This window comes from Thauera butanivorans NBRC 103042, from assembly GCF_001591165.1.
In the GTDB taxonomy this organism is placed as follows: Bacteria; Pseudomonadota; Gammaproteobacteria; order Burkholderiales; family Rhodocyclaceae; genus Thauera; species Thauera butanivorans.
The window spans coordinates 1-21628 of the sequence record NZ_BCUG01000060.1 but is presented as its reverse complement, the minus strand read 5'-3'; the positions used below and the strand labels follow the sequence as shown (position 1 = coordinate 21628).

Here is a 21628-nt window from a genome sequence, read left to right as displayed (position 1 = left end):
GGGCCGCCCCGTCAGCGCGACAAGGTGGTGCATACCGCAGCCCAGCATGCCGAGCCCGCCCGCCTGCGAGACTGCGGCGGCCAATCGAGGCGTGTCGGCGCCCGCCATCGGGCCCTGGATGATGGGCAGGTCGATGCCGAGGCGCTGCAGGAGGGGATTCATGGGCCCGGCTTACGAGAGCCTCGACGGAACACCAAGGGCGAACCGCCATGCGAGCGCTTCACCATCCAGGCTGCCAGGGCCGAATCCATGTAATCGGCATGACCGGGAAACCAGTCCATGAGGGCATGAGCCAGCTCGCGAACGATTTCAGTGTTCCCGCCGGCGAGCGCCTGCTGAACTTCACGCACCGACTCCAGCACTTTGGCATGCTCGCCGACATGACAGTCGGCAGCAGGAAAACCGCTGTCCTTCATCCAGCCATCCTCCTCTCCGAAGTGGGCCGCGGCATGATCGGCAAATGCCGCCAGAGCCTGCCCCAGCGTCGCATTGGGCGCCTGGAGCAATGCATCGACCAACTCGACGAATTCACGGTGCGTGGCATCCATCGCCGCATGGCCGAGCAGATACCGATCCTCCCAGCCAAAGCCCGCCTGCTCTTCAAGCATGGTCCATCTCCAAAAAATTCCGAACACGCATGACCCGGTTCTCAGCCTCCCAGCCCGACCGGCGCGGGGGCGATGTTCACGATTCGGGAGAACAGCGCCGCATACTCGCCCGCCGCCCCCTGCCACGGGTTGTCGTTGGCCAGAAAGGCGGCATCGATCTCGGCCCAGTCCTCGGCGCTCAAATGGGCTTTGGCGAGCGGAAAGATCATGCGCTCTTCCATGTTCATGTGTTGCCATTCATGTGCCGTATACGTCTTGAGTGCCGCCTGGAAGCCCGCCAGGCCGGCAATACCGTTTTGGCGATAGGTTTCAAGTGCGGTGCGCAGGGCGGCGATTCGCTCATCGCCCTGGCGATGCTCTTCTTCCAGATGCTCGATGATCGGCAGCGCCTCTTTGCTGCGCAGGCGCAGCTTGGCAAACAGAAAGGCATCTTCCTTCGGGTGATGGACCTTCTCGGGCACTTTTTCGATGTAGTCGATCATGGACGCCATCAGGTTGAAGTCGGGCTGCAGCCGCCCGGCCTCGATGCCGGCGACGAGCGTGCCCAGGCCGCTCAGCATCGCCGCCAGCGCGCGGTGCTCATCGTGGATGATGTCGAGTGATTCGTAGCTCATGGTCGGGTTCCTTGCGAATGCGGCGCGGGGCTCAGACGCCGAGGTGGGTCTGGATCAATTCCGGCTGCGCGCGGGTCTCGTCGCTGCTGCCGTCGAACACCACCTGCCCTTTCACCAGGATCATCGCGCGGTCGCAGATGCTGGTGACGGCGCCGTGGTTCTTGTCCACGATCACGGTGGCGATGCCGGTCTTGCGGATTTCCTTGACGATGCGCCAGATCTCCATCGCGATCAGCGGCGCCAGGCCTTCGGTGGCCTCGTCCAGGATCAGCAGGTCGGGGTTGGTCATCAGCGCGCGGCCGATGGTGAGCATCTGCTGCTCGCCGCCCGACAGCTGCCAGCCGCCGTTGCCGATGCGTTCGCCCAGGCGCGGGAAAGTCTCCATGACGCGGTCGAAAGTCCATTCGCGGCGGCCGTCGACACCGGCACGGGCCGACATCAGCAGGTTTTCGCGCACGCTCAGGCTCTTGAAGATGCCGCGCCCCTCGGGCACGTAAGCAATGCCTTGCTGGGCGATCTGCCAGGTGCGCGCCCTGCTGCGGTCGTCGCCGCGCACCAGCACGCGGCCGTGGCGCGGGCGCACCAGGCCGAGCATGCTCTTGATCAGCGTCGACTTGCCCATGCCGTTGCGGCCCATCAGGGCGATGCCCTCGCCCTCGCGGATGTTGAAGTCGATGCCGTGCAGGATGTGGCTGGCGCCGTAGTAGGTGTGGATTTCCTTGGCTTCGAGCAGCATGTTAGACATGGAAACTGTCCTCCGTACCCAGGTAGGCCTGCTGGACGGCCACGCTGGCCTTGATCTGCGCGGGGGGGCCGCACTCCAGCAACTGGCCATTGACCATCACCGTGATCATGTCCGCGACCGCGAACACCGCATCCATGTCGTGCTCGACGAGCAGGATGCCGCGCGTGCGGCGCAGGCGCTTGAGCACCTCGACCATGCTCGCCGACTCTTCCGAGCCCATGCCGGCCAGCGGCTCGTCGAGCAGCAGCACCTGCGCGTCGGTGGCGAGCACCATGGCGATCTCGAGCTGGCGCTGTTCGCCGTGGCTGAGCACGCCCGACACCCAATCCACGCGCCTGCCCAGGCCGGCTTCCTCGATGCAGGCGCGCGCCTTCTCCAGCGCCCACGCCGCCTCCATCGCCTTGCTGAAGATGCGCCACGGCTGCTGGCGGCGCGACTGCGCGGCCAGGCGCACGTTCTCGAGCACCGAGAACTGCGGGAAGATGTTGGTGCGCTGGTAGCTGCGGCCGATGCCGACCTGCGAACGCTGCGCGGCACTGAGCCGGGTGATGTCCTGGCCCATGAAATGAATCCTGCCCTCGCTGGGCGGCAGGTCGCCCGACAGCATGTTGATGCAGGTCGACTTGCCGGCGCCGTTGGGCCCCAGCAGCACATGGATCATGCCGCGTGCCAGCGTCACGCTGATGTCCTGGTTGGCCACCAGGCCGCCGAAGCGGCGGGTCAGCCCGTCGGCCTGCAGCAGCACTTCCTGCTTCGTCCTTTCACTCATTTGGCCTCCCCCCTTGCAGGGCGCGCTTGATGCGGCCCGGAACCCCTGCCAGGCCGCCCGGCAGGAACAGCACCACGGCGACGATCACGCTGCCCATCAGCAGCTGCCAGTACTTGGTGATGTCGGCGAAGATCTCGCGCATCGCCTCGAAGGCGAAGGCGCCGGCCACCGCGCCGGCAAGGTTGCCCATGCCGCCCAGGATGACCATCAGCAGCACGTTGCCCGACTCGTGCCAGGACAGCAGCTCCGGCGTGACGAAGCCGAACAGGACGGCGTACAGGAAGCCCGCCAGCCCGCCGAGCGCGCCGGCCAGCGTGAAGGCGCCGAGCTTGTAGCGGAAGGTGAAGTAGCCGAGCGACTGCATGCGGTGCTCGTTGCTCTTGATGCCCACCAGCACGCGGCCGAAAGGCGACTGCAGCAGCCGCGCCAGGAAGAGGTACACCAGCACCATCATCGCCAGGATGAAATAGAACAGGTGCACCTCGTTCGTCAGCTCGAAGGGCTCCCAGCCGAAGATCGCGGCCGACGGCTTGTTGTTGAGGTACATGCCGTCCGAGCCGCCGCCCAACGGCGTGTCGTGGAAGATGAAGTAGGCCATCTGGGCAAAGGCCAGCGTCACCATGATGAAGTAGATGCCCTTGGTGCGCAGCACGAAGAGGCCGATCACGAAGGCCGCCAGCGCCGACAGCGCGACCGCTGCCGGCAGCACGACCCACAGGCTGGCGGCATCGTACTGCGGGCTCAGCAGTGCGACCGCGTAGGCCGCGATGCCGAAGTAGGCCGCATGGCCGAAGCTGACCAGGCCGGTGAAACCCACCAGCAGGTCCAGGCTCATGGCGAAGATCGCCATCACCAGCACCTTGCCGACGATCTCGATGTAGAAGGATTCGCCCGACAGCGGCACGCAGGCGATGATCGCGACGGCGATCAGCTTGGGAAGCAGGGAAGCGTGTGCGTTCATGGTTTCAGCCTTTCTTCAGGATGCCTTCGGGGCGCCACAGCAGGACCACGGCCATCACCACGTACACCACGATGCCCGACAGCTCGGGGATCAGCACCTTGCCGAAGGTGTCGGCGAAGCCGACGATCAGGGCCGCGACCAGCGCGCCCCACACCGAGCCGATGCCGCCGATGACGACGATCACGAAGGAAATGATCAGCACCTGGCTGCCCATGTTCGGAAACACCGACGAGATCGGCGCCGCCAGCATGCCGGCCAGTGCGGCCAGCGCCACGCCGAGTGCGAACACCACGCGGTAGATCATGTCGATGTTGATGCCGAGCGACTCGACCATGCTGCGGTCGTCGTTGCCGGCGCGGATCATCATGCCCAGGCGCGTGCGCTGGATGACGTAATAGAGAGCCACTGCCAGCGCGACGCACACCGCCGAGATCGCCAGCCGATACACCGGGTAGCTCATCACCTCGGTGAGCTGGATCGAGGCGTCGAGAAAGGCCGGGATGGCGACGCCGTGCACGTCGTCGCCCACCAGCAGGCTGCGCAGTTGCTCGAAGATCAGGATGAGGCCGTAGGTCAGCAGTACCTGCTCGAGGTGGTCGCGCTTGTACAGATGCGAGAACAGCGCCCACTCCAGAATGGCACCGAACACCAGGGCCAGCGGAATGCCGAGCACGATCGCCATCACCAGGCTGCCGGTGGCGCTGCTCAGCACGAAGGCCAGATAGGCGCCGACCATGTAGAAACTGCCGTGCGCCAGGTTGATGATCCCCATGATGCCGAACACCAGCGTCAGACCGCTTGCCACCAGGAAGAGAAGCAAACCGTACTGCAGCGAGTTCAGCGTCTGGATCAGGAAGCTTGCGAAATCCATGACTGTCCCCCGCCCGGCAGGCGCATGCCTGCCGGGACGACAAAGGCTTAGGAATGAAGGGTGGAAAGCAGGATGCTCAGAGCTTGCAGCCGCGGGCCGGGTCTTCGAGGCCCTTCGAGACGATCTCGACCACGACGTTCTCGCCGCCCTTGACTTCACGCATGTAAATGTCCTGCACCGGGTTGTGCGCCCGGGACAGCGTGAAGGCGCCGCGCGGGCTGTCGATCGTGGCGGACTCCATGCCCTTGATGACTTCTTCCTTCCTGCCCGGATCGCCGCCCGCAGCACGCAAGCCAGCCTCGTACATCTGCGCCGCATCGTAGCCCTGCACCGCATAGACGTCGGGCTGCGCCTTGTAGCGCGCGGCGTACTCCGTGCGGAACGCCGCGTCCCTGGCGTTGCTCAGGCCGTCGGCATAGTGCAGGGTGGTCAGCAGGCCTTCGCCGGCGGCACCCATCGCGTCGAGGTTGCCGTCGGTCAGGAAGCCGGGGCCGTACAGCGGGATGCTGTTCTTGAGGCCCGCCGCAGAGTAGTCGCTGACGAACTTGGCCGCGCCGGCGCCGGCAAAGAACACGAACACCGCATCGGGCTTGAGCGAGGCGATCTCGGTCAGGAAAGGCTGGAACTCGACGTTCGGGAAGGGCAGCGTCATCTCCTTGGCGATCTTGCCGCCGCCCTGCTCGAAGGCTTCCTTGAAGCCGGCGACCGACTCCTCGCCGAAGGAATACTTCCAGGTCACCGTCACGATGTTCTTGAGCCCCTTCCTCGCCAGCGCCTCGCCCATCGCATAGGACGGCTGCCAGGCCGAGAACGACGAACGGAACACGTAGGGCGAACACAGCGGGCCGGTCAGGTCGTTGGCACCCGCATTCGGCACGATCATCAGCGTCCTAGTGTCGCGCGCCACCTTGGCCATCGCCAGCGCGACACCCGAATGCACGGTGCCGACCAGCACGTCCACTTTCTCGCGCGAGACCATCTTCCTCGCGTTTTCGGTCGCTTTCGCCGGGTTGGACTCGTCATCCACCACGGCGTATTCCACTTCGCGGCCGCCGAGCTTGCCGCCGTTTTCTTCCACGTACTGCTTGAAACCGTTGGTGATGGCGTTGCCCAGCGCGGCATAGGTGCCGGTGTAGGGCAGCATCAGGCCGACCTTGATCTTGTCGGCGGCATGCGCGCCGCCGATGCTGGCGGCGGCGATTGCGAGGCTCAGCGCGGTGCGGCCGGCGATCTTGACTGTCTTTCCCATGATGTCTCCTTCTTTGAATGTGCTTGAATCCGTGGTGCCGTAGCGTGTTGCGTTGGTGGTCCTGGCGGCGGGGGGCGCGGTGCCACGGCAGCGCCCCCGCCGCCAGCAGCTCACACGAAGCGGGTGCTGACGCTGCCGAGCGACTGGATGCGCAGGCTGACGTTGTCCCCCGCGGCGACCGACACGGCCTCGGTCACGCCGCCGGACAGGATCATCGTGCCGGCGGGAATTTCCTCGCCGCGCGCGCCCAGGTGGTTGGCCAGGGCCGCGATCGCCGCCGCCGGGTGCCCCAGCACCGCGGCGCCGGCGCCGATCGCGACGGGTTCGCCGTTCTTCTCGAGCACCACGCCCAGGGTGCGCAGATCCAGCCCGGCAACCGGTGCAGCCTGGCCGCCGAGCACGAAGCGGCTCGACGAGCAGTTGTCGGCGATCACGCTCTTGAGGTCGAACTTGAAGTCCTTGTAGCGGGAGTCGATGATCTCGATGCCCGGCATGACGAAATCGGTCGCCGCCAGCACGGCGCCGATGTGGCAGCCCGGCCCCTTCAGCGCGCGCTTGGTGACGAACACGATTTCCGGCTCGACCTTGGGGTGGATCAGCCTGGCGGTCTCGATCTCGCCGCCGTCGGGCACGCTGAAATAATCGACCAGCCAGCCGAAGACCGGCGTCTCGACGCCCATCTGCTTCATCTTGCCGCGCGAGGTCAGCCCGGCCTTGAGGCCGACCACGCGCTTGCCGCGCGCCAGCTTGCGGCGCAGGATCTCGGCCTGGATCGCGTAGGCGTCGTCCCAGTCCATGTCGGGATGGGCCTCGGTGATCTTCACCACCTCGTGGGCCTGCAGTTCGGCGTTCTCGAGATATTCGGCAAGCTGCTCGATGGTTTGTTGACTGAGCGTCATGGATGGACTCCTGTTTGGTTTGTACGGATCAGACGAAACGCACCGAGCAGCCGCCGATGCCGCCGATGCTCATGCGCAGGCTGTCGCCCCTGGCGACCGGAACCATCGCGCCCATCGCGCCCGACAGCACGATGTCCCCGGCCTTGAGCGCGATGCCCAGCCCGCCGAGCATATTGGCCAGCCACACCATGGCATTGACCGGATGCGCCATGGTCGCGGCGCCGGCGCCGGTAACGACGATCTCGCCGTTCTTCTCCAGCACCATGCCGGCCAGCGCGAGATCGATGCCGGCGGCATCGACCAGCCGGTCGCCGAGCACGAACACGCCGCACGAGGCGTTGTCGGCCACGGTGTCCTGGATGCGGATCTTCCAGTCCTGGATACGGGAATCGACGATCTCGAAGCAGGCCATCACGCCTTCGGTGGCGGCCAGCACGTCGGCGGCGGTGACGCCAGGCCCCTGCAAGTCGTGCTTGAGCACGAAGGCGATCTCGCCTTCGGCCTTGGGCTGGATCAGCGAATCCATGGCGATGGACTCGCCTTCGTTGTAAACCATGCTGTCGAGCAGGTAGCCGAAGTCCGGCTGATGCACACCCAGCATGTTCATCACCGCCTTGCTGGTGACGCCGATCTTCTTGCCGACGACGCGCGCGCCCTTTTCCAGCCGGCGCGCGAGCATGCGCTGCTGGACGTGGTAGGCGTCCTCGATCGTCATGTCCGGATGCGCCGCGCTCGGCGGCGCGATCGGCGTGCGCGAGACGAGCGCCTCGTACAGTGAATCGCCCAGCGACTCGATGGTGTTCTGGTCCATGGTGTCCTTCCTCACAGCTTGATGCAGACGTTCTTGAGATCGGTGTAGAACTCGAGCGAGTGCAGCCCGCCCTCACGGCCGATGCCCGACTGCTTGGAACCGCCGAACGGGGTGCGCAGATCGCGCAGGAACCAGCTGTTAACCCAGGAGATGCCGACTTCCATCTTCTGCGCGACGCGGTTGGCACGCGCTACGTCGCGGGTCCAGATCGCGGTGGCCAGGCCGTACTTGTTGTCGTTGGCCTTCTCCAGCACTTCCGCTTCGGTGTCGAACGGCGCGATGTGGCAGCAGGGCCCGAAGATCTCTTCCTTGATCACGCGCGCGGTCTCGGGCAGGCCGGTCCAGATCGTCGGCTGCACCCAGCAGCCGTCCTTCAGCTCGCCGGCCATCTCGGGCACGCCGCCGCCGGTCACCACCGTGGCGCCCTCTTCCACCGCCAGGCGGCAGTAGGACAGCACCTTTTCCTGGTGCTCCTTGCTGATCAGCGGCCCCATGTCGGTCGCCGCATCGTCCGGCACACCGATCTTCATCGCCTCGGCACCCGCCTTCATCGCGGCGACGAAGCTGTCGAAGATCGGGCGCTCGACATACACCCGTTCGGTGCCCAGGCAGACCTGGCCGCAGTTGGCGAAGGCCGAGCGCAGCGTGCCTTCGATCGCGGCATCGAAATCGCAGTCGGCAAACACGATCGCCGCGTTCTTGCCGCCCATTTCCAGCGAAACCGGGCGCGAGCCGATGGCGGCGGCACGGTTGATGATCTCGCCGGTGCGGGTCTCGCCGGTAAAGGTGATGGCATCGACGTCGGGGTGCGAAGTGACGAATTCGCCCGCCGAGTTCGGGCCGAAGCCGTGGACGACGTTGTACACCCCCTTGGGGATGCCGACCTTGTTCATCACTTCGCCCAGCAGCGCCGCGGTGCGCGGCGTCTCTTCCGAGGGTTTGACCACTACGGTGTTGCCGCAGGCCAGCGCCGGGCCGACTTTCCAGGTCATCAGCAGCAGCGGCAGGTTCCACGGGCAGATCACACCGATCACGCCGACCGGACGGCGATAGCCGTAGTTGATGCACGAACTGCCGTCGGGCGTGGCCATCTCGAAGAATTCGGTGGAGGCGTTCTTGATCATGTCGGCGAAGACCCTGAAGTTCGCCGCGCCGCGCGGAATGTCGATATGCGATGCGAGGCTCCGCGGCTTGCCGGTGTCGGCGCATTCGGCCTCGAGGAACTCGTCGAAGCGGGCATTGATTTCGGCGACCAGGGCTTCGAGCAGCTCGACGCGGCGCGCCAGCGGCATCGTTCCCCAGGGGCCTTTCAGCGCGGCGCGCGCGGCGGCCACCGCGGCATCGACCTCGGCCTTGCCGGCTTCGGCGACCTGGCCGATGACGGCATTGGAGATCGGCGTCCGGTTGTCGAACCATTTGTCGGTGGCGACGTACTCGCCGCCGATGAAGTTGAGGATCTTGTCTGCAAGCATGTTCGTTCTCCGCCGCCCAACGCAGCGGCTCTCGGTTGTGCGGCTGTCGCACGCGGATGCATTCCGGCGTGCGGCGGCCGCTGGGGATCGGGGGTCGGTGCTTCGCCAGGCGCGCCATCTGCCGCCGGGTCGCAGCCCGGATCAGGTCAGCACGCTCAGGAAGCGGTCGTTGAGCTTGCGGTCGTGGTAGAAAATGCCGGTGCCGACCTCGTCGAAGGTCCAGGTCAGCGGTTGATGGTCGGGGTAGGTTTCATAGCCGCCGCAGAAGGTCTCGAAGCGGTTGCCCGACGGGTCGAAGGCGTAGATCGTGGTGCCGCGGGTGATGCCGTGGCGGGTCGGGCCGATGTCGACCGACACCTTGTTCATCGACATGATGTCGGCTGCGCGCAGCACCTGCTCCCAGCTCCCCAGCAGGAAGGACAGGTGGTGCAGCTTGCCCGGCTCGGGGTGGCAGATGAAAGCCAGGTCGTGGGCCTTGTGCGAGCAGGAAATGAAGGTTCCCAGCAGCGCCTTGCCGTCTTCCATCAGCACACGCTCGACCAGGTGGAAGCCCAGCACTTCGATAAAGAGCTTCAGGTTCTCTTCGATGTTCGGACCGTACAGCAGGCAGTGGTCGAAGCGATGCGGGGCGATGCCGTGCTCGGCTGCAGGAATCCAGGGGTTGGGGTTTGTGTAGGGCTGGCCATTGCCGACGTCGGTCTTGTCGGCGTACAGCTCCATGACGTGGCCGGTGGGAGTGGTGAAACGCACGCGCTCGCCGGTTTCCAGCAGTTCGCCCGCAGGGATGCGCTCGGTGGCGACGCCGTAGGCCTGCAGGTCCTTGTCGAGCTGCTCGAGCGTGGCCCTGTCCTTGACCTTGAAGCCCATCAGGTCCATGCCGGCACGGTCGGCCTGGCGCAGGATCACGCTGTTGTGGTCACGCTCGTCCCAGGCCTTGAAATAGACCCGGCCCTGGGCATCGCGGCCGGTCTCGACCAGACCGAGCATGTTCTTGTAGAACTCGACGCTTTCGTCGATATCCAGCACGCGCAGCTGGATGTGGCCGGGGCGCATCACTCCGGTGGTTGCCATCTTTCATCTCCTCTTCGGGTCGTTGGCGGGGACTCGCGCCTTGTGGGCGGCACGCTGTCCCCGGGTTGCGTCGTTGGCGTGACGATGTCCGCCCCTGTTGCTGAAGCTTGTTTCACCCGCGCCCGGACCTCAGGCGCAGACCTTCTTCTTCATCTGTCCCAGCACCGCCAGGCGGATGTCCGACAGCGGTTTCACCCGGCAGGCCAGCACGATGCCGGCGCCCTCCTCCTCCGCGCTGACGTGCTCCCTGCTCATCGCCCGCGCGCTGAAGGCGCCGGACTCGATCCGTACCTTGCACACCCCGCAGCCGCCGCCGCGGCAACCCACCGGGATGCCGCACTTGCCGAGCCGCTCCATGCCGGCCAGCAGGGTTTCATGCTCGCCGCAGCGGAACGATTCGCCGGTATCGGCGACCGTCACTGCGAAGTAGGTTCTTGCTGTGGCTGTCGCCTCGGCCTCCCGCCGGGACGCCCCAAGGGCGGCCTGTTCCCCCTCGGGAGACGGCGAAGCCGTTGAGCGCGGAGGCCGTTTCATCTCAGGCCACCTGCCGTTCCTGCTGCGGTTCGAGGAAAGCCTTCATCCGCTCGGCCTGCAGCTCGCGGGCGAGCGCGACGCTCTTTTCCTTGACGTGGCCATAGCCACGGATTTCGTCCGGCACGCTGGCCAGAGCCACCGCAGCGGCGTGGTTGGCTGGGGCAAGCCGGGCGAGGATCTGCTCCAGCAGCGCGATGTAGTCCTCGATCAACTGGCGCTCCATGCGGCGCTCGGCAGTCTTGCCGAACACATCCAGCGCGGAGCCGCGCAAGCGCTTCAGGCCTGCCAGGCGCTTGAAAGCCCTGAACATCCACCCGCCATACTGCTTCTTCCGCAGATGGCCGGTGGCGGGGTCGGTCTTCGCGAGCAGCGGCGGCGCCAGGTTGTATTTCACCGAGTAGCCGTGCGGGAACTGCGCATCCAGCTCGGCCAGGAAGGCCGGGTCGGTATGCAGGCGGGCGACTTCGTATTCGTCCTTGTAGGCCATCAGCTTGTACAGATGGCGGGCGGCGGCCTCGGACAGCGCGCTGCTGGAGGCGGCGCGCTGCTCGGCGACGACGACGCGTTGGAGGACTTCGGCATAGCGCCTGGCATAGGCTTCGTCCTGGAACGCGATAAGCTCGGGCACGCGGACTTCGGCCAGACGCTTCACCTCGCCTTCGGCGCCGATCGAATCGACGATGGCACGCGCCGCCGGCGACAGCTGCGGCTTCCTGTGCAGTGCGATCACCGAAGCGCCGCCGCTCAGCCGCGCCGCTTCGGCTTCGACGAAGGCGCGATCGACCACCGCCAGGCGGCCCCAGCGGAAGGCGGCCAGGCTCATGTCGACCGCCACGCCCGACTGGCGGATGGCCTCTTCGATCGATCCGGCCTGCAGCGGGATGGCGCCCGCCTGGAAAGCGACGCCGACCATGAAATTGTTGGTCGCCATGGCGTCGCCGAACAGCCCCTCGGCCAGCGCCTGGCCGTCGAGGAAAACGTTGTCCGCCTTGCGCGTGACGCGCTCGATGCCCGCGCTCAGGCCGCCGACGGCCGGAAACAGCGTCTTGCGGTTGGTCACCATCTGTCCGGTCGGCGTCTCCGTGGTCGATACCACCGCGATCGTGCGGCCGGGGCTGCACTTGTCCAGGTTCTTGGGGTCGGTGGCATTGAGGATGTCGAAACCCAGGTAAAGGTCGGCGCGGCCATCCGAGATCTTGTTCGAGCCCTTGAACGGCGCATGGGTGATCTTGATGTCGGAGATCACCGCGCCGCCCTTCTGCGCCAGGCCGGTCTGGTCGAGGCCGATCACGTGCTTGCCCTCGAGCCGCGCGGCCTTGGCCAGCGTCGCCACCACCGTGACCGAACCCGTGCCGCCGATGCCCATGACGTGGATGCCGACGCCGATCGTGTCATCCACTTTCTTCGGCGGCACCGGCAGTTCGCGCTCGAACACCGGGATGCGCCCTTTCCGGCGCTTCGGCGCATCCTCGGCAGCCGGTACGGGATTCGGCGTGATGGTCAGGAAAGACGGACAGAAGCCTTTCACACAGCTGTAGTCCTTGTTGCACGAGGACTGATGGATGCGGGTCTTGCGGCCGAACTCGGTGTGCACCGGCTCGACGCTCATGCAGTTCGAGACCTCGCCGCAGTCGCCGCAGCCTTCGCACACACGCTCGTTGATGACGACGACTTCGGCCGGCTCCTCGGCCCTGCCCCGGCTGCGCGCCCGGCGCAGCTCCGCCGCGCACTCCTGGTCGTGCAGCAGCACGGTGGTGCCCGGCGTCGCTGCCAGCACGCGCTGCGCCTCGTCGAGGCGGTCGCGGTGCCAGACCTCGGTGCCGCCGGGCAGGCTCACCGCATTGAAGCGCGACGGATCGTCGGTGGTGACGATGATCTTCCTGACCCCGTTGGCCAGCAGGTCGGACACCATGCTGGCCAACGGCACCTCGCCCTGGATGGCCTGGCCGCCGGTCATCGAAGTGTGGGCGTTGCGCAGCAGCTTGAAAGTGATGTTGACCCCGGTCGAGGCCGCATAGCGGATCGCCAGGCTGCCCGAGTGCGCATAGGTGCCGTCGCCCATGTTCTGGAAGATGTGCCGGGCCTCGGTGAAAGGCGCCATGCCGATCCACTGCGTGCCCTCTGCGCCCATGTGGGTGCCCATGACCACGTTGCGCCCCATCCACATCGCCATCGTGTGGCAGCCGATGCCGGCCGACACGATGCTGCCGTCGACCGCCTTCGTCGAGCTGTTGTGCGGACAGCCCGAGCAGTACCAGGCGGTGCGCACCGCGGTGGGCAGCTTGCTGCGCGAGTGGATTTCGTCGAGGCGCGCGAGCCAGTTCTCCGCCGACTCGATGCGCGTCTTGCGCGACAGGCGCTTCAACAGCGCACGCACCAGGGTGTCGGACTCGAACTCGCCGTAGTGCGGCAGCAGCTCCTTGTCTTCCTCGTCGAACTTGCCGACGATGCGCGGCGCGTTGGCCGTGCCGTACAGCACCTGCTTGGCGAACATCTCGAGGAAGGGACGCTTTTCCTCGATGACGAAGATCTCTTCCAGCCCCTGCGCGAACTCGCGCACGATGCTCGGCTCCATCGGGAACAGCATGCCCATCTTCAGCACGCGGATGCCGTGGCGGCGCAGCGCCGCATCGTCCAGCCCCATCTCCAGAAAAGCCTGGTTGAGGTCGCCGTAGGTCTTGCCCGCGGTGATGATGCCGATCCAGGCCTCGGGGTTGGGGAAGACGATGTCGTTCAGCCGGTTGGCGCGGGCATAGCGCCTGGCGACCTCGAGACGGCGGGTGTACAGCGACTGCTCCATTTCCAGCGCCTCGGCGCGCACGTTCATGCCCAGGTTCATGCTGGGCGTGAACAGCTTGCCGTCGAATTCGAGATCGGGCGTGACGAACTGCAGCCGCTCGGGCGAGATACAGGCGGTTCCGGTGCTGTCGGCGACATTGGTGACGATCTTCATCCCCACCCACAGGCCGGCCAGGCGCGACATCTGGTAGCCATGCAGGCCGTAATCGAGAATCTCCTGCACGTTGCCCGGGTACAGCGACGGGATGCCGACGTGATAGAGCATCGGCTCGGACTGCGAGCACAGCGACGAGCTCTTGCAGCTCGGATCGTCGCCGGCAATCGCCAGCACGCCGCCATTCCTGCCGATGCCGGTGTAGTTGGCGTGCTTGAGCGCATCACCCGAGCGGTCCACGCCCGGCGCCTTGCCGTACCACATGCCGGTGACGCCGTCGAACTTCTGCTTGCCGACGGTATGCAGCATCTGCGTGCCCCACACCGCGGTGGCGGCCAGGTCCTCGTTGATGCCGTCGACGAAATGGATGTGATGTTCGAGCAGCAGCTTCTGCTGGCGGATCAGTGCCGCATCGAGCATGCCCACCGGCGAACCGCGGTAGCCGGACACGAACATGCCGGTCTTCAGCCCGCGGCGCGCATCGGTGCGCACCTGGTCGAGCGTCAGGCGGACGATGGCGTCGATGCCGCCGAGATGGATGTCGCCTTCTTCCTGCGTGAATGCGTTGAGCGTCTTCGTGCCCGATGACATGTCCGCCGTTTCCTTTTCTTGTCTGCCCGGCCCCCGCGGGGGCAGCGGCTGGTCTCCGTTGGGTCCCGGCGCCAAGCGGCCCGCCGGAACGGCATGGAGCGCAGATTAGGGGCAGCGGAGAAGCAGAAATATCCAGTTCCTGCACGAGTTCTATCCGCTTTGTGCATCCTGGCGCGCACTGCACAGACTGGATAGCGATGCTGCAAGAAGTGGATATTTCACGCCTTTTGTCGTCCCTAGGATGCGAACTCCATGCTGCAAACGACACTGGAGACGCTGGCGATGATCACTACGGAATATCTGGACTCACTGGTTCAGAAGGACAAGGAAAAAGGGGTTTTCCGCTGCAAGCGGGAGATGTTCACCAACAAAGCGCTGTTCGATCTCGAGATGAAGCACATCTTCGAGGGCAACTGGATCTATCTCGCCCACGAGAGCCAGGTGCCGAAGATCAACGACTACTACACCACCAAGATCGGCCGCCAGCCGGTGTTCATCACCCGCAACAAGGACAATCAGCTCAACTGTTTCATCAACTCCTGCGCCCACCGCGGCGCCACGCTGGCGCGCTTCAAGCACGGCAACAAGGGCAGCTTCACCTGCCCCTTCCACGGCTGGACCTTCAACAACTCGGGCAAGCTGCTCAAGATCAAGGACCCGGCCGAAACCGGCTACCCGGCCAGCTTCAACTGCGATGGTTCGCACGATCTGAAGAAAATCGCGCGCTTCGAGTCCTACCGCGGCTTCCTGTTCGGCAGCCTGAACCCGGACGTGCAGTCGCTGGAAGATTTCCTCGGCGAATCGAAAGTCATCATCGACATGATCGTCGACCAGTCCCCCGAAGGCCTGGAAGTGCTGCGCGGCGCCTCGACCTATGTCTATGAGGGCAACTGGAAGCTGCAGGCCGAGAACGGCGCCGACGGCTACCACGTCACCGCCACGCACTGGAACTACGCGGCAACCCAGGCGCAGCGCAAGAGCCGCGACTCGGGCGACGACATCAATGCGATGAGCGCGGGCGGCTGGGCCAAGAAGGGTGGCGGCTCCTACTCGTTCGAGAATGGCCACCTGCTGTTGTGGACCCGCTGGGACAACCCCGAGGACCGCCCGCTGATGGAGCAGCGCGAGCGCCTGGTCGAGGAATTCGGCGAAGCGAAGGCCGACTGGATGATCTGCAATTCGCGCAACCTGTGCCTGTACCCGAACGTTTACCTGATGGACCAGTTCAGCTCGCAGATCCGCGTGTTCCGTCCGCTCGACGTCAACCGCACCGAAGTCACCATCTACTGCATCGCGCCCAAGGGCGAATCGGCCGAAGCCCGCGCCCGCCGCATCCGCCAGTACGAGGACTTCTTCAACGCCACCGGCATGGCCACGCCCGACGACCTGGAAGAATTCCGCGCCTGCCAGGAAGGCTTCATGGGCGGTGCGCTGGAATGGAACGACATGTCGCGCGGCGCCGAGCACTGGGTCGAAGGCCCGGACGGCGAAGCCGACAAGATCGGACTCAAGCCCATCCTGTCGGGGATCAAGACCGAGGACGAAGGCCTCTACGTCGCCCAGCACAGCTACTGGCTCGAACAGATGCGCGAAGCCATCGCGGCCAAGTGAGCAAACGCCAACCGGAGACCATCGACATGAACATTTCCTACGAGAACCTGTGCGCCTTCCTCTACCGCGAAGCCCGTTACCTGGACGACCGCGACTGGGACAGCTGGCTGGCGCTGTACGACGAGAACTGCACCTTCTGGATGCCGGCCTGGGACGACGACGGCGAACTGACCGAAGACCCGCAAAGCGAGATCTCGCTGATCTGGTACGGCCGCCGCGCCGGCCTCGAGGACCGCGTGTTCCGCATCCGCACCGAACGCTCGAGCGCGACCATTCCCGACACGCGCACGAACCACCACCTGAGCAACATCGAAGTGCTCGAGCAGGACGGGCAGATGGTCAAGCTGCGCTTCAACTGGCACACGATGAGCGTGCGCTACAACCACACCGACCACTTCTGCGGCACGAGCTTCTACACCCTGGACCTGTCCGGCGGGCAGCCGCTCATCAAGGAGAAGAAGGTCGTGCTCAAGACCGACTACATCCGCCACGTCCTCGACGTGTATCACGTCTGACAACAAAAGCCTGGCGCCGCCGCACGCCGGCCACGACGGCCGCGGCCCCGTCCGCAACGGACGGGGCCGCGGCATCGGGCGGGCGCACGCCGGTCGACCATGCCCCGACACGGAGACAAGCATGACATTCAAGATCGCCCTGAATTTCGAGGACGGCGTCACCCGCTTCATCGACTGCAACGCTTCGGAAACCGTGGCCGATGCCGCCTACCGCCAGGGCGTCAACGTGCCGATCGACTGCCGCGACGGCGCCTGTGGCGCCTGCAAGTGCAAGGCCGAATCCGGCCAGTACGAGCTGGGCTTCTACATCGACGACGCGATGAGCGAGGAAGAGGCGGGCCTGGGCTACGTCCTCACCTGCCAGATGCACCCCAGGAGCGACTGCGTCGTGAACGTGCCCGTCTCGTCCGACGTGTGCAAGATCAGGCAGGCGACGCTGAGCGCATCGGTGGACGAGGTGCGCCAGCTCTCCCCCAGCACCATCAGCCTGGTGCTGCAGGGCCCGGGCATCGACAAGCTCGCCTTCCTGCCCGGCCAGTACGCCAACCTGGAAGTGCCCGGCACCACCCGCACCCGTGCCTACTCGTTCAGCTCGATGCCCGCCGAAGGCAAGGTCGCCTTCCTGATCCGCAACGTACCCGACGGCCTGATGAGCGGCTACCTCACCGAGCGCGCCCGCCCCGGCGACACGATCAGGCTTGCCGGCCCCATCGGCAGCTTCTACCTGCGCGACGTCGCCCGCCCGGTGCTGATGCTCGCCGGCGGCACCGGCCTCGCCCCCTTCCTGGCGATGCTGGACAAGCTCGTGGCCCAGGGCGGCAGCGCCCACCCGGTCCACCTGATCTACGGCGTCAATACCGACGCCGACGTCGTCGCCCTCGACCGCCTGGATGCCTTCAAGGCCGCCCTGCCCAATTTCAGCTACGAAGTCTGCGTGGTCGCCGACGACAGCGCATGGCCGAAGAAGGGCTACGTCACCGCCCACATCGAGCCGGCCCACCTCAACGGCGGCGAGGTCGACATCTACTTGTGCGGCCCGCCGCCGATGGTCGAGGCGGTCGCCCATGACCTGCGCGAACGCCAGATCGAACCCAAAAGCTTCCACTACGAGAAATTCGCCGCCAGCGTCTGAGCCGGCCCAGCCAGGAGCAAACATGCCTAACCGTTTCAACAACAAGGTCGCGGTCATCACCGGCGCCGCGCAGGGCATCGGCAAGCGCGTCGCCGAGCGCATCGCCGAGGAAGAAGGCACGCTGGTGCTGGTCGACCGCTCGGAGATCGTCCATGAGGTCGCCGATGCCCTTGCGCAGAAGAAGACCGACGTCCTCGGCCTGACCGCCGACCTCGAGAAATTCGCCGAATGCCAGCGCGTCATGGATGCGGCCGTCGCCCGGTTCGGCCGCATCGACATCCTCGTGAACAATGTCGGCGGCACGATCTGGACCAAGCCCTACGAGCATTACGCCGAGCACGAGATCGAAGCCGAAGTGCGCCGCTCGCTGTTCCCCACGCTGTGGTGCTGCCGCGCGGTCCTGCCGCACATGCAGGCGCAGGGCAAGGGCGCGATCGTCAATGTGTCGTCGATCGCTACCCGCGGCGTCAACCGCGTGCCCTATGGCGCGGCCAAAGGCGGGGTAAACGCCCTGACGGCCTGCCTGGCGCTGGAGAACGGTGAGCGCGGCATTCGCGTCAATGCCACCGCGCCGGGTGCGACCGAGGCCCCGCCGCGCCGCGTGCCGCGCAACACGCAGGCACAGAGCGAGCAGGAAAAACGCTGGTACGAGCAGATCTACAGCCAGTCGATCGACAGCAGCCTGATGAAGCGCTACGGCACACTCGAGGAACAGGCCGAACCCATCCTGTTCCTCGCCTCCGACGACGCCGCCTACATCACCGGCACGGTGCTGCCGGTGGGCGGTGGCGACATGGGCTGATTGCAGCGTCCTCTCCCTCTCCTCGGACGCATTGGCCGCGCTGTGATCGGGCAGCGCGGCTTTTTTTCATCGCGGACGCCCGCCTCGCCAGGCTCAAAAAATTTTATATCGCCATATAGACATAATTTTTATAAGGCCATACAATCGAAATTACTGAATATCTCGATAATTTTTCCCATAAGAAGCCGGAATCACCCAGCCCAGGACAAGGCGCCAGACCATCCCCTGGCGGAGAGGAGAAGGAAATGACGAACGAAGGTGTGCTGCAGGCACATTCGCCCACATCGCCCCGGAGGGCCGCGTGATGCCCCTCCAGTTCCTGAACGGCAGCAGCAAAGTCTTCGCCGCGGCGAATCCTTTCGAAGTCTCCGAATACGTACGTGCCAATGTCGGCACGCACAGCCTGCGGCTGTCCAACGCCGGCCATGCCAGCGCCTCGCTCAGCCACCGCCGCGCCGGCATGCTGGACCTGTGCCGCCTGCGCTACGGCGCCCAGGCGCGCATCCTCTCCGAGGGCCTGGGGGACATCTACCATGCCCAATTCATCCTGCACGGGCATTGCCGCTACACCTTGGCCAATACCTCGCTCGACCTGTCCGCAGGCCATGTGCTGGTCATCAATCCGGACGAGCCCATCGATCTCACCTATTCGGACGACTGCGAGAAGTTCATCCTGCGGATTCCATCGCCGATGCTGGACGATGCCTGTGCCGAGCACCGCTGGTTCAAGCCCAACGAGAGTATCAAGTTCAGCCAGGTACCGCACAAGTTCGAGGACATCGACAGCCTGCTGATGCTGCTGAAACTGCTGTGCGAAGAGGCCGAATCGGAGCTCGCCACGCCGCAGATGCTGCAGCACTACAACCAGGTGGTGACGACCAAGCTGATGGTCATGCTCAAGCACAACGTCAGCATGATCACCCCGACCCGGCATGCGCCCAGCTTCGAACGCCTGAGCAACTACATCGAGCGCAACATCAAGCTCGAACTCAGCGCCGAACAACTCGCCCAGCATGCCGGACTCAGCCTGCGCTCGCTGTACATGCTGTTCGAGAAGAACGCCAGGACCACACCCAAGAACTACGTCCGCCAGAAGAAGCTGGAACGGGTGCACGCCGTGCTGAGCGATCCGCAGCAGCCCTGTCCGAACGTCACCGCGGTGGCGCTCGAATACGGCTTCACCCATCTCGGCCGGTTCTCCGAACTCTACAAATCGGCATACGGCGTGCTGCCTTCGCAATCGATCCGCTGCCGCCACCCATCATCGAAAGAAGCAGGCAAATGAGCATCGAACGCCTGGCAATCAATCCCCCCGAACTGTTCTCCGGCAAGGCTTTCAGCCAGACTTTCTCGATCCGCGGTCACGAGCGGCTGATCTTCGTATCCGGCCAGGTCGACTGCGACGCGGACGGCAAGGTCCGTCATCCGGACGATCTCGAAGCGCAGCTCGAGGGCACGCTCGACAACCTCGACATCGCCTTGCGCGCCCAGGGCGCCGGCATGCGCGACCTGGTCGCGGTGACGATCTACGTGGTCGGCCTGCAGCCCGAACAGACCGCCCGCATCCGTGAAATCCGCTCTGCCTATTTCGACCCGGAGCATCCGCCCGCAGTCACCTTGCTGGGTATCGAACGCCTGGCCTTTCCCGGCCTGCGGGTCGAGATCGACATCATCGCGGCACAGTAAACAGCAGTGACCGCAGGGCCGAGATCAGGATTTGCCATGCCCCTGATTGAGAAACCCACGGAGCAGTCGGACCAGCCTGGGCATCACCAGCCAGGTCATCATCACCACGATCAACGCCGTCAGAACTGCGGTACGCAGCAGGAAGGGCAAAGCCTGCAGCAGAGGGGCGGCCAGCCAGAGCACCAGGGACACGGTCGGAAAGATGCCCAGCCAGGTCACCAGCGCCATGCGCGCGCGGGGCGGGTGCATGCTGGCAGGCACCACTGCCGGCTCGAACCAGGCTTCCAGGCCGCTCAACTTCCGGAACGCCGGCTCGCCATCGGCGACTTCGCGCAAGCGCTCGAGGCACTGCATCCGCGCTTCGCTGCGGTCCCAGACATCCAACGCAGCCTCGGAAGCAAAACGCGTCACGATCTGATAATCGCCCCCCGGCTGCTCGGGCGGAATGATGTCGCCGCCCAGGAAGCCCTTGAAGGTGCGCATCCGGGCCAGCATCGCGCGCACCCGCGATTCGTATTCCGCCTCGTGCCCCGGGAGCGCGCGGCGGCGCGCGATGCGTGTGACGGACGGAGCGGTTTCGTTTGTCGGATCGTTCATCGCAGCGGATCCCCAGGCTGTTTCATCGGCACGACCGAGCGTGCCCCGCGCCGGAGCGTCGGGCAACGGCCATCGTCAGCGCCCCAGATCCTTGGCCGAGGCGCCGGCAATGCCCCAGTTTTCCTTGGGCACGTCGTGGATCCAGACGCGCACGTTCTCCTTCGGCGCGCCGACTGCATCGACGAGCGCCTGGGTGACTTTCTCGATCACCGCGCGTTTCTGCTCTTCGCTGCGGCCTTCGATCATGTAGATCTGGGCAAATGGCATGGTTCCGTTCTCCGGGCTTGTGGGTTTGGAGCGGCAGGCCTTGCTGGCCGCTCCACGGGATCATTTGAAGCGCACGGATACCGAGCCGAGGCCCTGCACCCGCAATGTGACGTCGTCGCCCGGCTGCACGGCCACGGCCTCGGTGATGCCGCCCGACAGGATCAGCGACCCGGCCGGAATCTCCTCGCCGCGCTCGCCCAGCATGTTGGCCAGCATCGCCACCGCGGCGGCGGGGTGGCCGAGCACCGCCGCCCCCGCACCGAAGGCCACCGGCTCGCCATTCTTCTCCAGCACGATGCCGGTGGTGCGCAGGTCCAGCTCGGCAGCATCGCCCATCCTGCCGCCGACGACGAAGCGGCTCGACGAGCAGTTGTCGGCGACGACGCTCTTGAGGTCGAACTTGAAGTCGCGGTAGCGGCTGTCGATGACCTCGATGGCCGGGATGACGAAATCGGTGGCGGCGAGCACGGCGCCGATGTGGCAGCCCGGCCCGCGCAGCGGCGCCTTGGTGACGAAGGCGATCTCGGGCTCGACCTTGGGATGGATCAGCTCCGAGGTGTTAATCTCGCTGCCTTCGGGCACGCTGAAGTAATCCACCAGGAAACCGAACACCGGCGTCTCGACGCCCATCTGCTTCATCTTGGCATGCGAGGTCAGCCCGGCCTTGAGGCCGATGACGCGGTTGCCGCGGGCTATCTTGCGGCGCCGGATCTCGTCCTGGATGGCATAGGCGTCGTCCCAGTCCATGTCGGGATGCTCGTCGGTGATCTTGGGCGTGTCCTTCGCCTCCAGTTCGCAGGTCTCGAGATGGATGGCCAATTGCTCGATGGCTTCGCGTGACAGTTTCATGCTGCAATCCCCTTCGCCTTC

At 65.4% G+C, this 21628-nt stretch carries 22 protein-coding genes and 1 pseudogene; 6 read left to right on the top strand and 17 right to left on the bottom strand.

Going from position 1 to position 21628, the window contains the following annotated elements:
• Positions 1–39: 39 nt before the first annotated feature.
• From TBU01S_RS24080 to TBU01S_RS19280, 14 genes and pseudogenes are all read right to left on the bottom strand, one after another.
• Positions 40–162, bottom strand: a pseudogene (locus TBU01S_RS24080) (nitronate monooxygenase); the annotation flags it as partial.
• Complete coding sequence (locus tag TBU01S_RS19340; protein ID WP_068639137.1) at positions 159–608, bottom strand: bacteriohemerythrin; 450 nt, start codon at positions 606–608, stop codon at positions 159–161. The pseudogene TBU01S_RS24080 and the gene TBU01S_RS19340, both read right to left, overlap by 4 nt.
• 41 nt (positions 609–649) lie before the next feature.
• Positions 650–1222 carry a hemerythrin domain-containing protein gene (locus TBU01S_RS19335; RefSeq protein WP_068639136.1) on the bottom strand — a complete coding sequence of 191 codons (573 nt, stop codon included), beginning with the start codon at positions 1220–1222 and terminating at the stop codon, positions 650–652.
• A gap of 31 nt (positions 1223–1253) precedes the next feature.
• Complete coding sequence (locus tag TBU01S_RS19330) at positions 1254–1967, bottom strand: ABC transporter ATP-binding protein (protein WP_068639135.1); 714 nt, start codon at positions 1965–1967, stop codon at positions 1254–1256.
• Positions 1960–2736, bottom strand: coding sequence for an ABC transporter ATP-binding protein (locus TBU01S_RS19325; protein ID WP_068639134.1), 777 nt, complete (start codon positions 2734–2736; stop codon positions 1960–1962). The genes TBU01S_RS19330 and TBU01S_RS19325 overlap by 8 nt, the downstream gene beginning before the upstream one ends.
• Positions 2729–3697 (bottom strand): branched-chain amino acid ABC transporter permease, encoded by a 969-nt coding sequence (locus tag TBU01S_RS19320; protein ID WP_068639133.1) that lies wholly within the window; start codon positions 3695–3697, stop codon positions 2729–2731. The genes TBU01S_RS19325 and TBU01S_RS19320 overlap by 8 nt, the downstream gene beginning before the upstream one ends.
• A gap of 4 nt (positions 3698–3701) precedes the next feature.
• Entirely contained in the window at positions 3702–4568 is an 867-nt protein-coding gene (locus tag TBU01S_RS19315) for a branched-chain amino acid ABC transporter permease (protein WP_068639132.1), read from the bottom strand.
• A gap of 76 nt (positions 4569–4644) precedes the next feature.
• A complete protein-coding gene (locus tag TBU01S_RS19310; protein ID WP_068639131.1) occupies positions 4645–5817 on the bottom strand; it encodes an ABC transporter substrate-binding protein in 1173 nt (390 codons plus the stop codon).
• Positions 5818–5927: 110 nt separating this feature from the next.
• Entirely contained in the window at positions 5928–6716 is a 789-nt protein-coding gene (gene dmpH / locus TBU01S_RS19305; protein WP_068639130.1) for a 2-oxo-3-hexenedioate decarboxylase, read from the bottom strand.
• 28 nt (positions 6717–6744) lie between these two features.
• Positions 6745–7527: a 2-oxopent-4-enoate hydratase gene (dmpE, locus tag TBU01S_RS19300; protein ID WP_068639129.1), complete on the bottom strand. Its 783-nt coding sequence runs from the start codon at positions 7525–7527 to the stop codon at positions 6745–6747.
• Positions 7528–7538: 11 nt separating this feature from the next.
• Positions 7539–8999 carry a 2-hydroxymuconic semialdehyde dehydrogenase gene (locus tag TBU01S_RS19295; RefSeq protein ID WP_068639128.1) on the bottom strand — a complete coding sequence of 487 codons (1461 nt, stop codon included), beginning with the start codon at positions 8997–8999 and terminating at the stop codon, positions 7539–7541.
• A 141-nt stretch (positions 9000–9140) separates the two neighbouring features.
• The gene (locus TBU01S_RS19290; RefSeq protein WP_068639127.1) at positions 9141–10070 is read right to left on the bottom strand and encodes a catechol 2,3-dioxygenase; all 930 of its coding nucleotides are present in this window, start codon (positions 10068–10070) and stop codon (positions 9141–9143) included.
• A 129-nt stretch (positions 10071–10199) separates the two neighbouring features.
• A complete protein-coding gene (locus TBU01S_RS19285; protein ID WP_068639126.1) occupies positions 10200–10490 on the bottom strand; it encodes a 2Fe-2S iron-sulfur cluster-binding protein in 291 nt (96 codons plus the stop codon).
• Between the two features lie 115 nt (positions 10491–10605).
• Positions 10606–14148, bottom strand: coding sequence for an indolepyruvate ferredoxin oxidoreductase family protein (locus TBU01S_RS19280; protein WP_068639125.1), 3543 nt, complete (start codon positions 14146–14148; stop codon positions 10606–10608).
• Positions 14149–14400: 252 nt separating this feature from the next.
• Between TBU01S_RS19280 and benA the strand changes: the two genes are divergently transcribed.
• The 6 genes from benA (at position 14401) to TBU01S_RS19250 (ending at position 19894) form a co-directional block, all read left to right on the top strand.
• A complete protein-coding gene (benA, locus tag TBU01S_RS19275) occupies positions 14401–15759 on the top strand; it encodes a benzoate 1,2-dioxygenase large subunit (RefSeq protein ID WP_281178474.1) in 1359 nt (452 codons plus the stop codon).
• 26 nt (positions 15760–15785) lie between these two features.
• Positions 15786–16274, top strand: coding sequence for a benzoate 1,2-dioxygenase small subunit (gene benB, locus TBU01S_RS19270; RefSeq protein ID WP_068639149.1), 489 nt, complete (start codon positions 15786–15788; stop codon positions 16272–16274).
• A 121-nt stretch (positions 16275–16395) separates the two neighbouring features.
• On the top strand, positions 16396–17406 hold the full coding sequence (gene benC, locus TBU01S_RS19265; protein ID WP_068639124.1) for a benzoate 1,2-dioxygenase electron transfer component BenC: 1011 nt from the start codon (positions 16396–16398) through the stop codon (positions 17404–17406).
• A 22-nt stretch (positions 17407–17428) separates the two neighbouring features.
• Entirely contained in the window at positions 17429–18208 is a 780-nt protein-coding gene (locus TBU01S_RS19260; protein ID WP_068639123.1) for a 1,6-dihydroxycyclohexa-2,4-diene-1-carboxylate dehydrogenase, read from the top strand.
• Positions 18209–18512: 304 nt separating this feature from the next.
• The gene (locus tag TBU01S_RS19255; protein ID WP_068639122.1) at positions 18513–19493 is read left to right on the top strand and encodes an AraC family transcriptional regulator; all 981 of its coding nucleotides are present in this window, start codon (positions 18513–18515) and stop codon (positions 19491–19493) included.
• Positions 19490–19894, top strand: coding sequence for a RidA family protein (locus TBU01S_RS19250; RefSeq protein WP_245650984.1), 405 nt, complete (start codon positions 19490–19492; stop codon positions 19892–19894). The genes TBU01S_RS19255 and TBU01S_RS19250 overlap by 4 nt, the downstream gene beginning before the upstream one ends.
• A 24-nt stretch (positions 19895–19918) precedes the next feature.
• Here TBU01S_RS19250 and TBU01S_RS19245 read toward each other — a convergent pair whose 3' ends face one another.
• The 3 genes from TBU01S_RS19245 to dmpH (TBU01S_RS19235) all read right to left on the bottom strand — a co-directional run bounded on the left by TBU01S_RS19245 (position 19919) and on the right by dmpH (TBU01S_RS19235) (position 21607).
• Positions 19919–20491, bottom strand: a complete 573-nt coding sequence (locus TBU01S_RS19245) for an antibiotic biosynthesis monooxygenase (RefSeq protein ID WP_068639121.1) — start codon at positions 20489–20491, stop codon at positions 19919–19921.
• A 75-nt stretch (positions 20492–20566) separates the two neighbouring features.
• The gene (gene thmT, locus TBU01S_RS19240) at positions 20567–20758 is read right to left on the bottom strand and encodes a 2-hydroxymuconate tautomerase (RefSeq protein WP_068639119.1); all 192 of its coding nucleotides are present in this window, start codon (positions 20756–20758) and stop codon (positions 20567–20569) included.
• A 60-nt stretch (positions 20759–20818) separates the two neighbouring features.
• The gene (gene dmpH, locus TBU01S_RS19235; protein WP_068639147.1) at positions 20819–21607 is read right to left on the bottom strand and encodes a 2-oxo-3-hexenedioate decarboxylase; all 789 of its coding nucleotides are present in this window, start codon (positions 21605–21607) and stop codon (positions 20819–20821) included.
• Positions 21608–21628 lie beyond the last annotated feature (21 nt).

Bases quoted from the DNA above. Each gene is read 5' to 3' on its own strand.
- TBU01S_RS19320 (WP_068639133.1), bottom strand. From the start codon at position 3,697: ATGAACGCACACGCTTCCCTGCTTCCCAAGCTGATCGCCGTCGCGATC.
- TBU01S_RS19250 (WP_245650984.1), top strand. From the start codon at position 19,490: ATGAGCATCGAACGCCTGGCAATCAATCCCCCCGAACTGTTCTCCGGC.
- TBU01S_RS19295 (WP_068639128.1), bottom strand. From the start codon at position 8,999: ATGCTTGCAGACAAGATCCTCAACTTCATCGGCGGCGAGTACGTCGCC.
- TBU01S_RS19330 (WP_068639135.1), bottom strand. From the start codon at position 1,967: ATGTCTAACATGCTGCTCGAAGCCAAGGAAATCCACACCTACTACGGC.
- TBU01S_RS19335 (WP_068639136.1), bottom strand. From the start codon at position 1,222: ATGAGCTACGAATCACTCGACATCATCCACGATGAGCACCGCGCGCTG.
- benC (WP_068639124.1), top strand. From the start codon at position 16,396: ATGACATTCAAGATCGCCCTGAATTTCGAGGACGGCGTCACCCGCTTC.
- TBU01S_RS19280 (WP_068639125.1), bottom strand. From the start codon at position 14,148: ATGTCATCGGGCACGAAGACGCTCAACGCATTCACGCAGGAAGAAGGC.
- TBU01S_RS19325 (WP_068639134.1), bottom strand. From the start codon at position 2,736: ATGAGTGAAAGGACGAAGCAGGAAGTGCTGCTGCAGGCCGACGGGCTG.
- TBU01S_RS19310 (WP_068639131.1), bottom strand. From the start codon at position 5,817: ATGGGAAAGACAGTCAAGATCGCCGGCCGCACCGCGCTGAGCCTCGCA.
- dmpE (WP_068639129.1), bottom strand. From the start codon at position 7,527: ATGGACCAGAACACCATCGAGTCGCTGGGCGATTCACTGTACGAGGCG.
- benA (WP_281178474.1), top strand. From the start codon at position 14,401: ATGCTGCAAACGACACTGGAGACGCTGGCGATGATCACTACGGAATAT.
- TBU01S_RS19245 (WP_068639121.1), bottom strand. From the start codon at position 20,491: ATGAACGATCCGACAAACGAAACCGCTCCGTCCGTCACACGCATCGCG.
- TBU01S_RS19340 (WP_068639137.1), bottom strand. From the start codon at position 608: ATGCTTGAAGAGCAGGCGGGCTTTGGCTGGGAGGATCGGTATCTGCTC.
- thmT (WP_068639119.1), bottom strand. From the start codon at position 20,758: ATGCCATTTGCCCAGATCTACATGATCGAAGGCCGCAGCGAAGAGCAG.
- TBU01S_RS19290 (WP_068639127.1), bottom strand. From the start codon at position 10,070: ATGGCAACCACCGGAGTGATGCGCCCCGGCCACATCCAGCTGCGCGTG.
- TBU01S_RS19255 (WP_068639122.1), top strand. From the start codon at position 18,513: ATGCCCCTCCAGTTCCTGAACGGCAGCAGCAAAGTCTTCGCCGCGGCG.
- TBU01S_RS19315 (WP_068639132.1), bottom strand. From the start codon at position 4,568: ATGGATTTCGCAAGCTTCCTGATCCAGACGCTGAACTCGCTGCAGTAC.
- benB (WP_068639149.1), top strand. From the start codon at position 15,786: ATGAACATTTCCTACGAGAACCTGTGCGCCTTCCTCTACCGCGAAGCC.
- dmpH (WP_068639147.1), bottom strand. From the start codon at position 21,607: ATGAAACTGTCACGCGAAGCCATCGAGCAATTGGCCATCCATCTCGAG.
- dmpH (WP_068639130.1), bottom strand. From the start codon at position 6,716: ATGACGCTCAGTCAACAAACCATCGAGCAGCTTGCCGAATATCTCGAG.
- TBU01S_RS19260 (WP_068639123.1), top strand. From the start codon at position 17,429: ATGCCTAACCGTTTCAACAACAAGGTCGCGGTCATCACCGGCGCCGCG.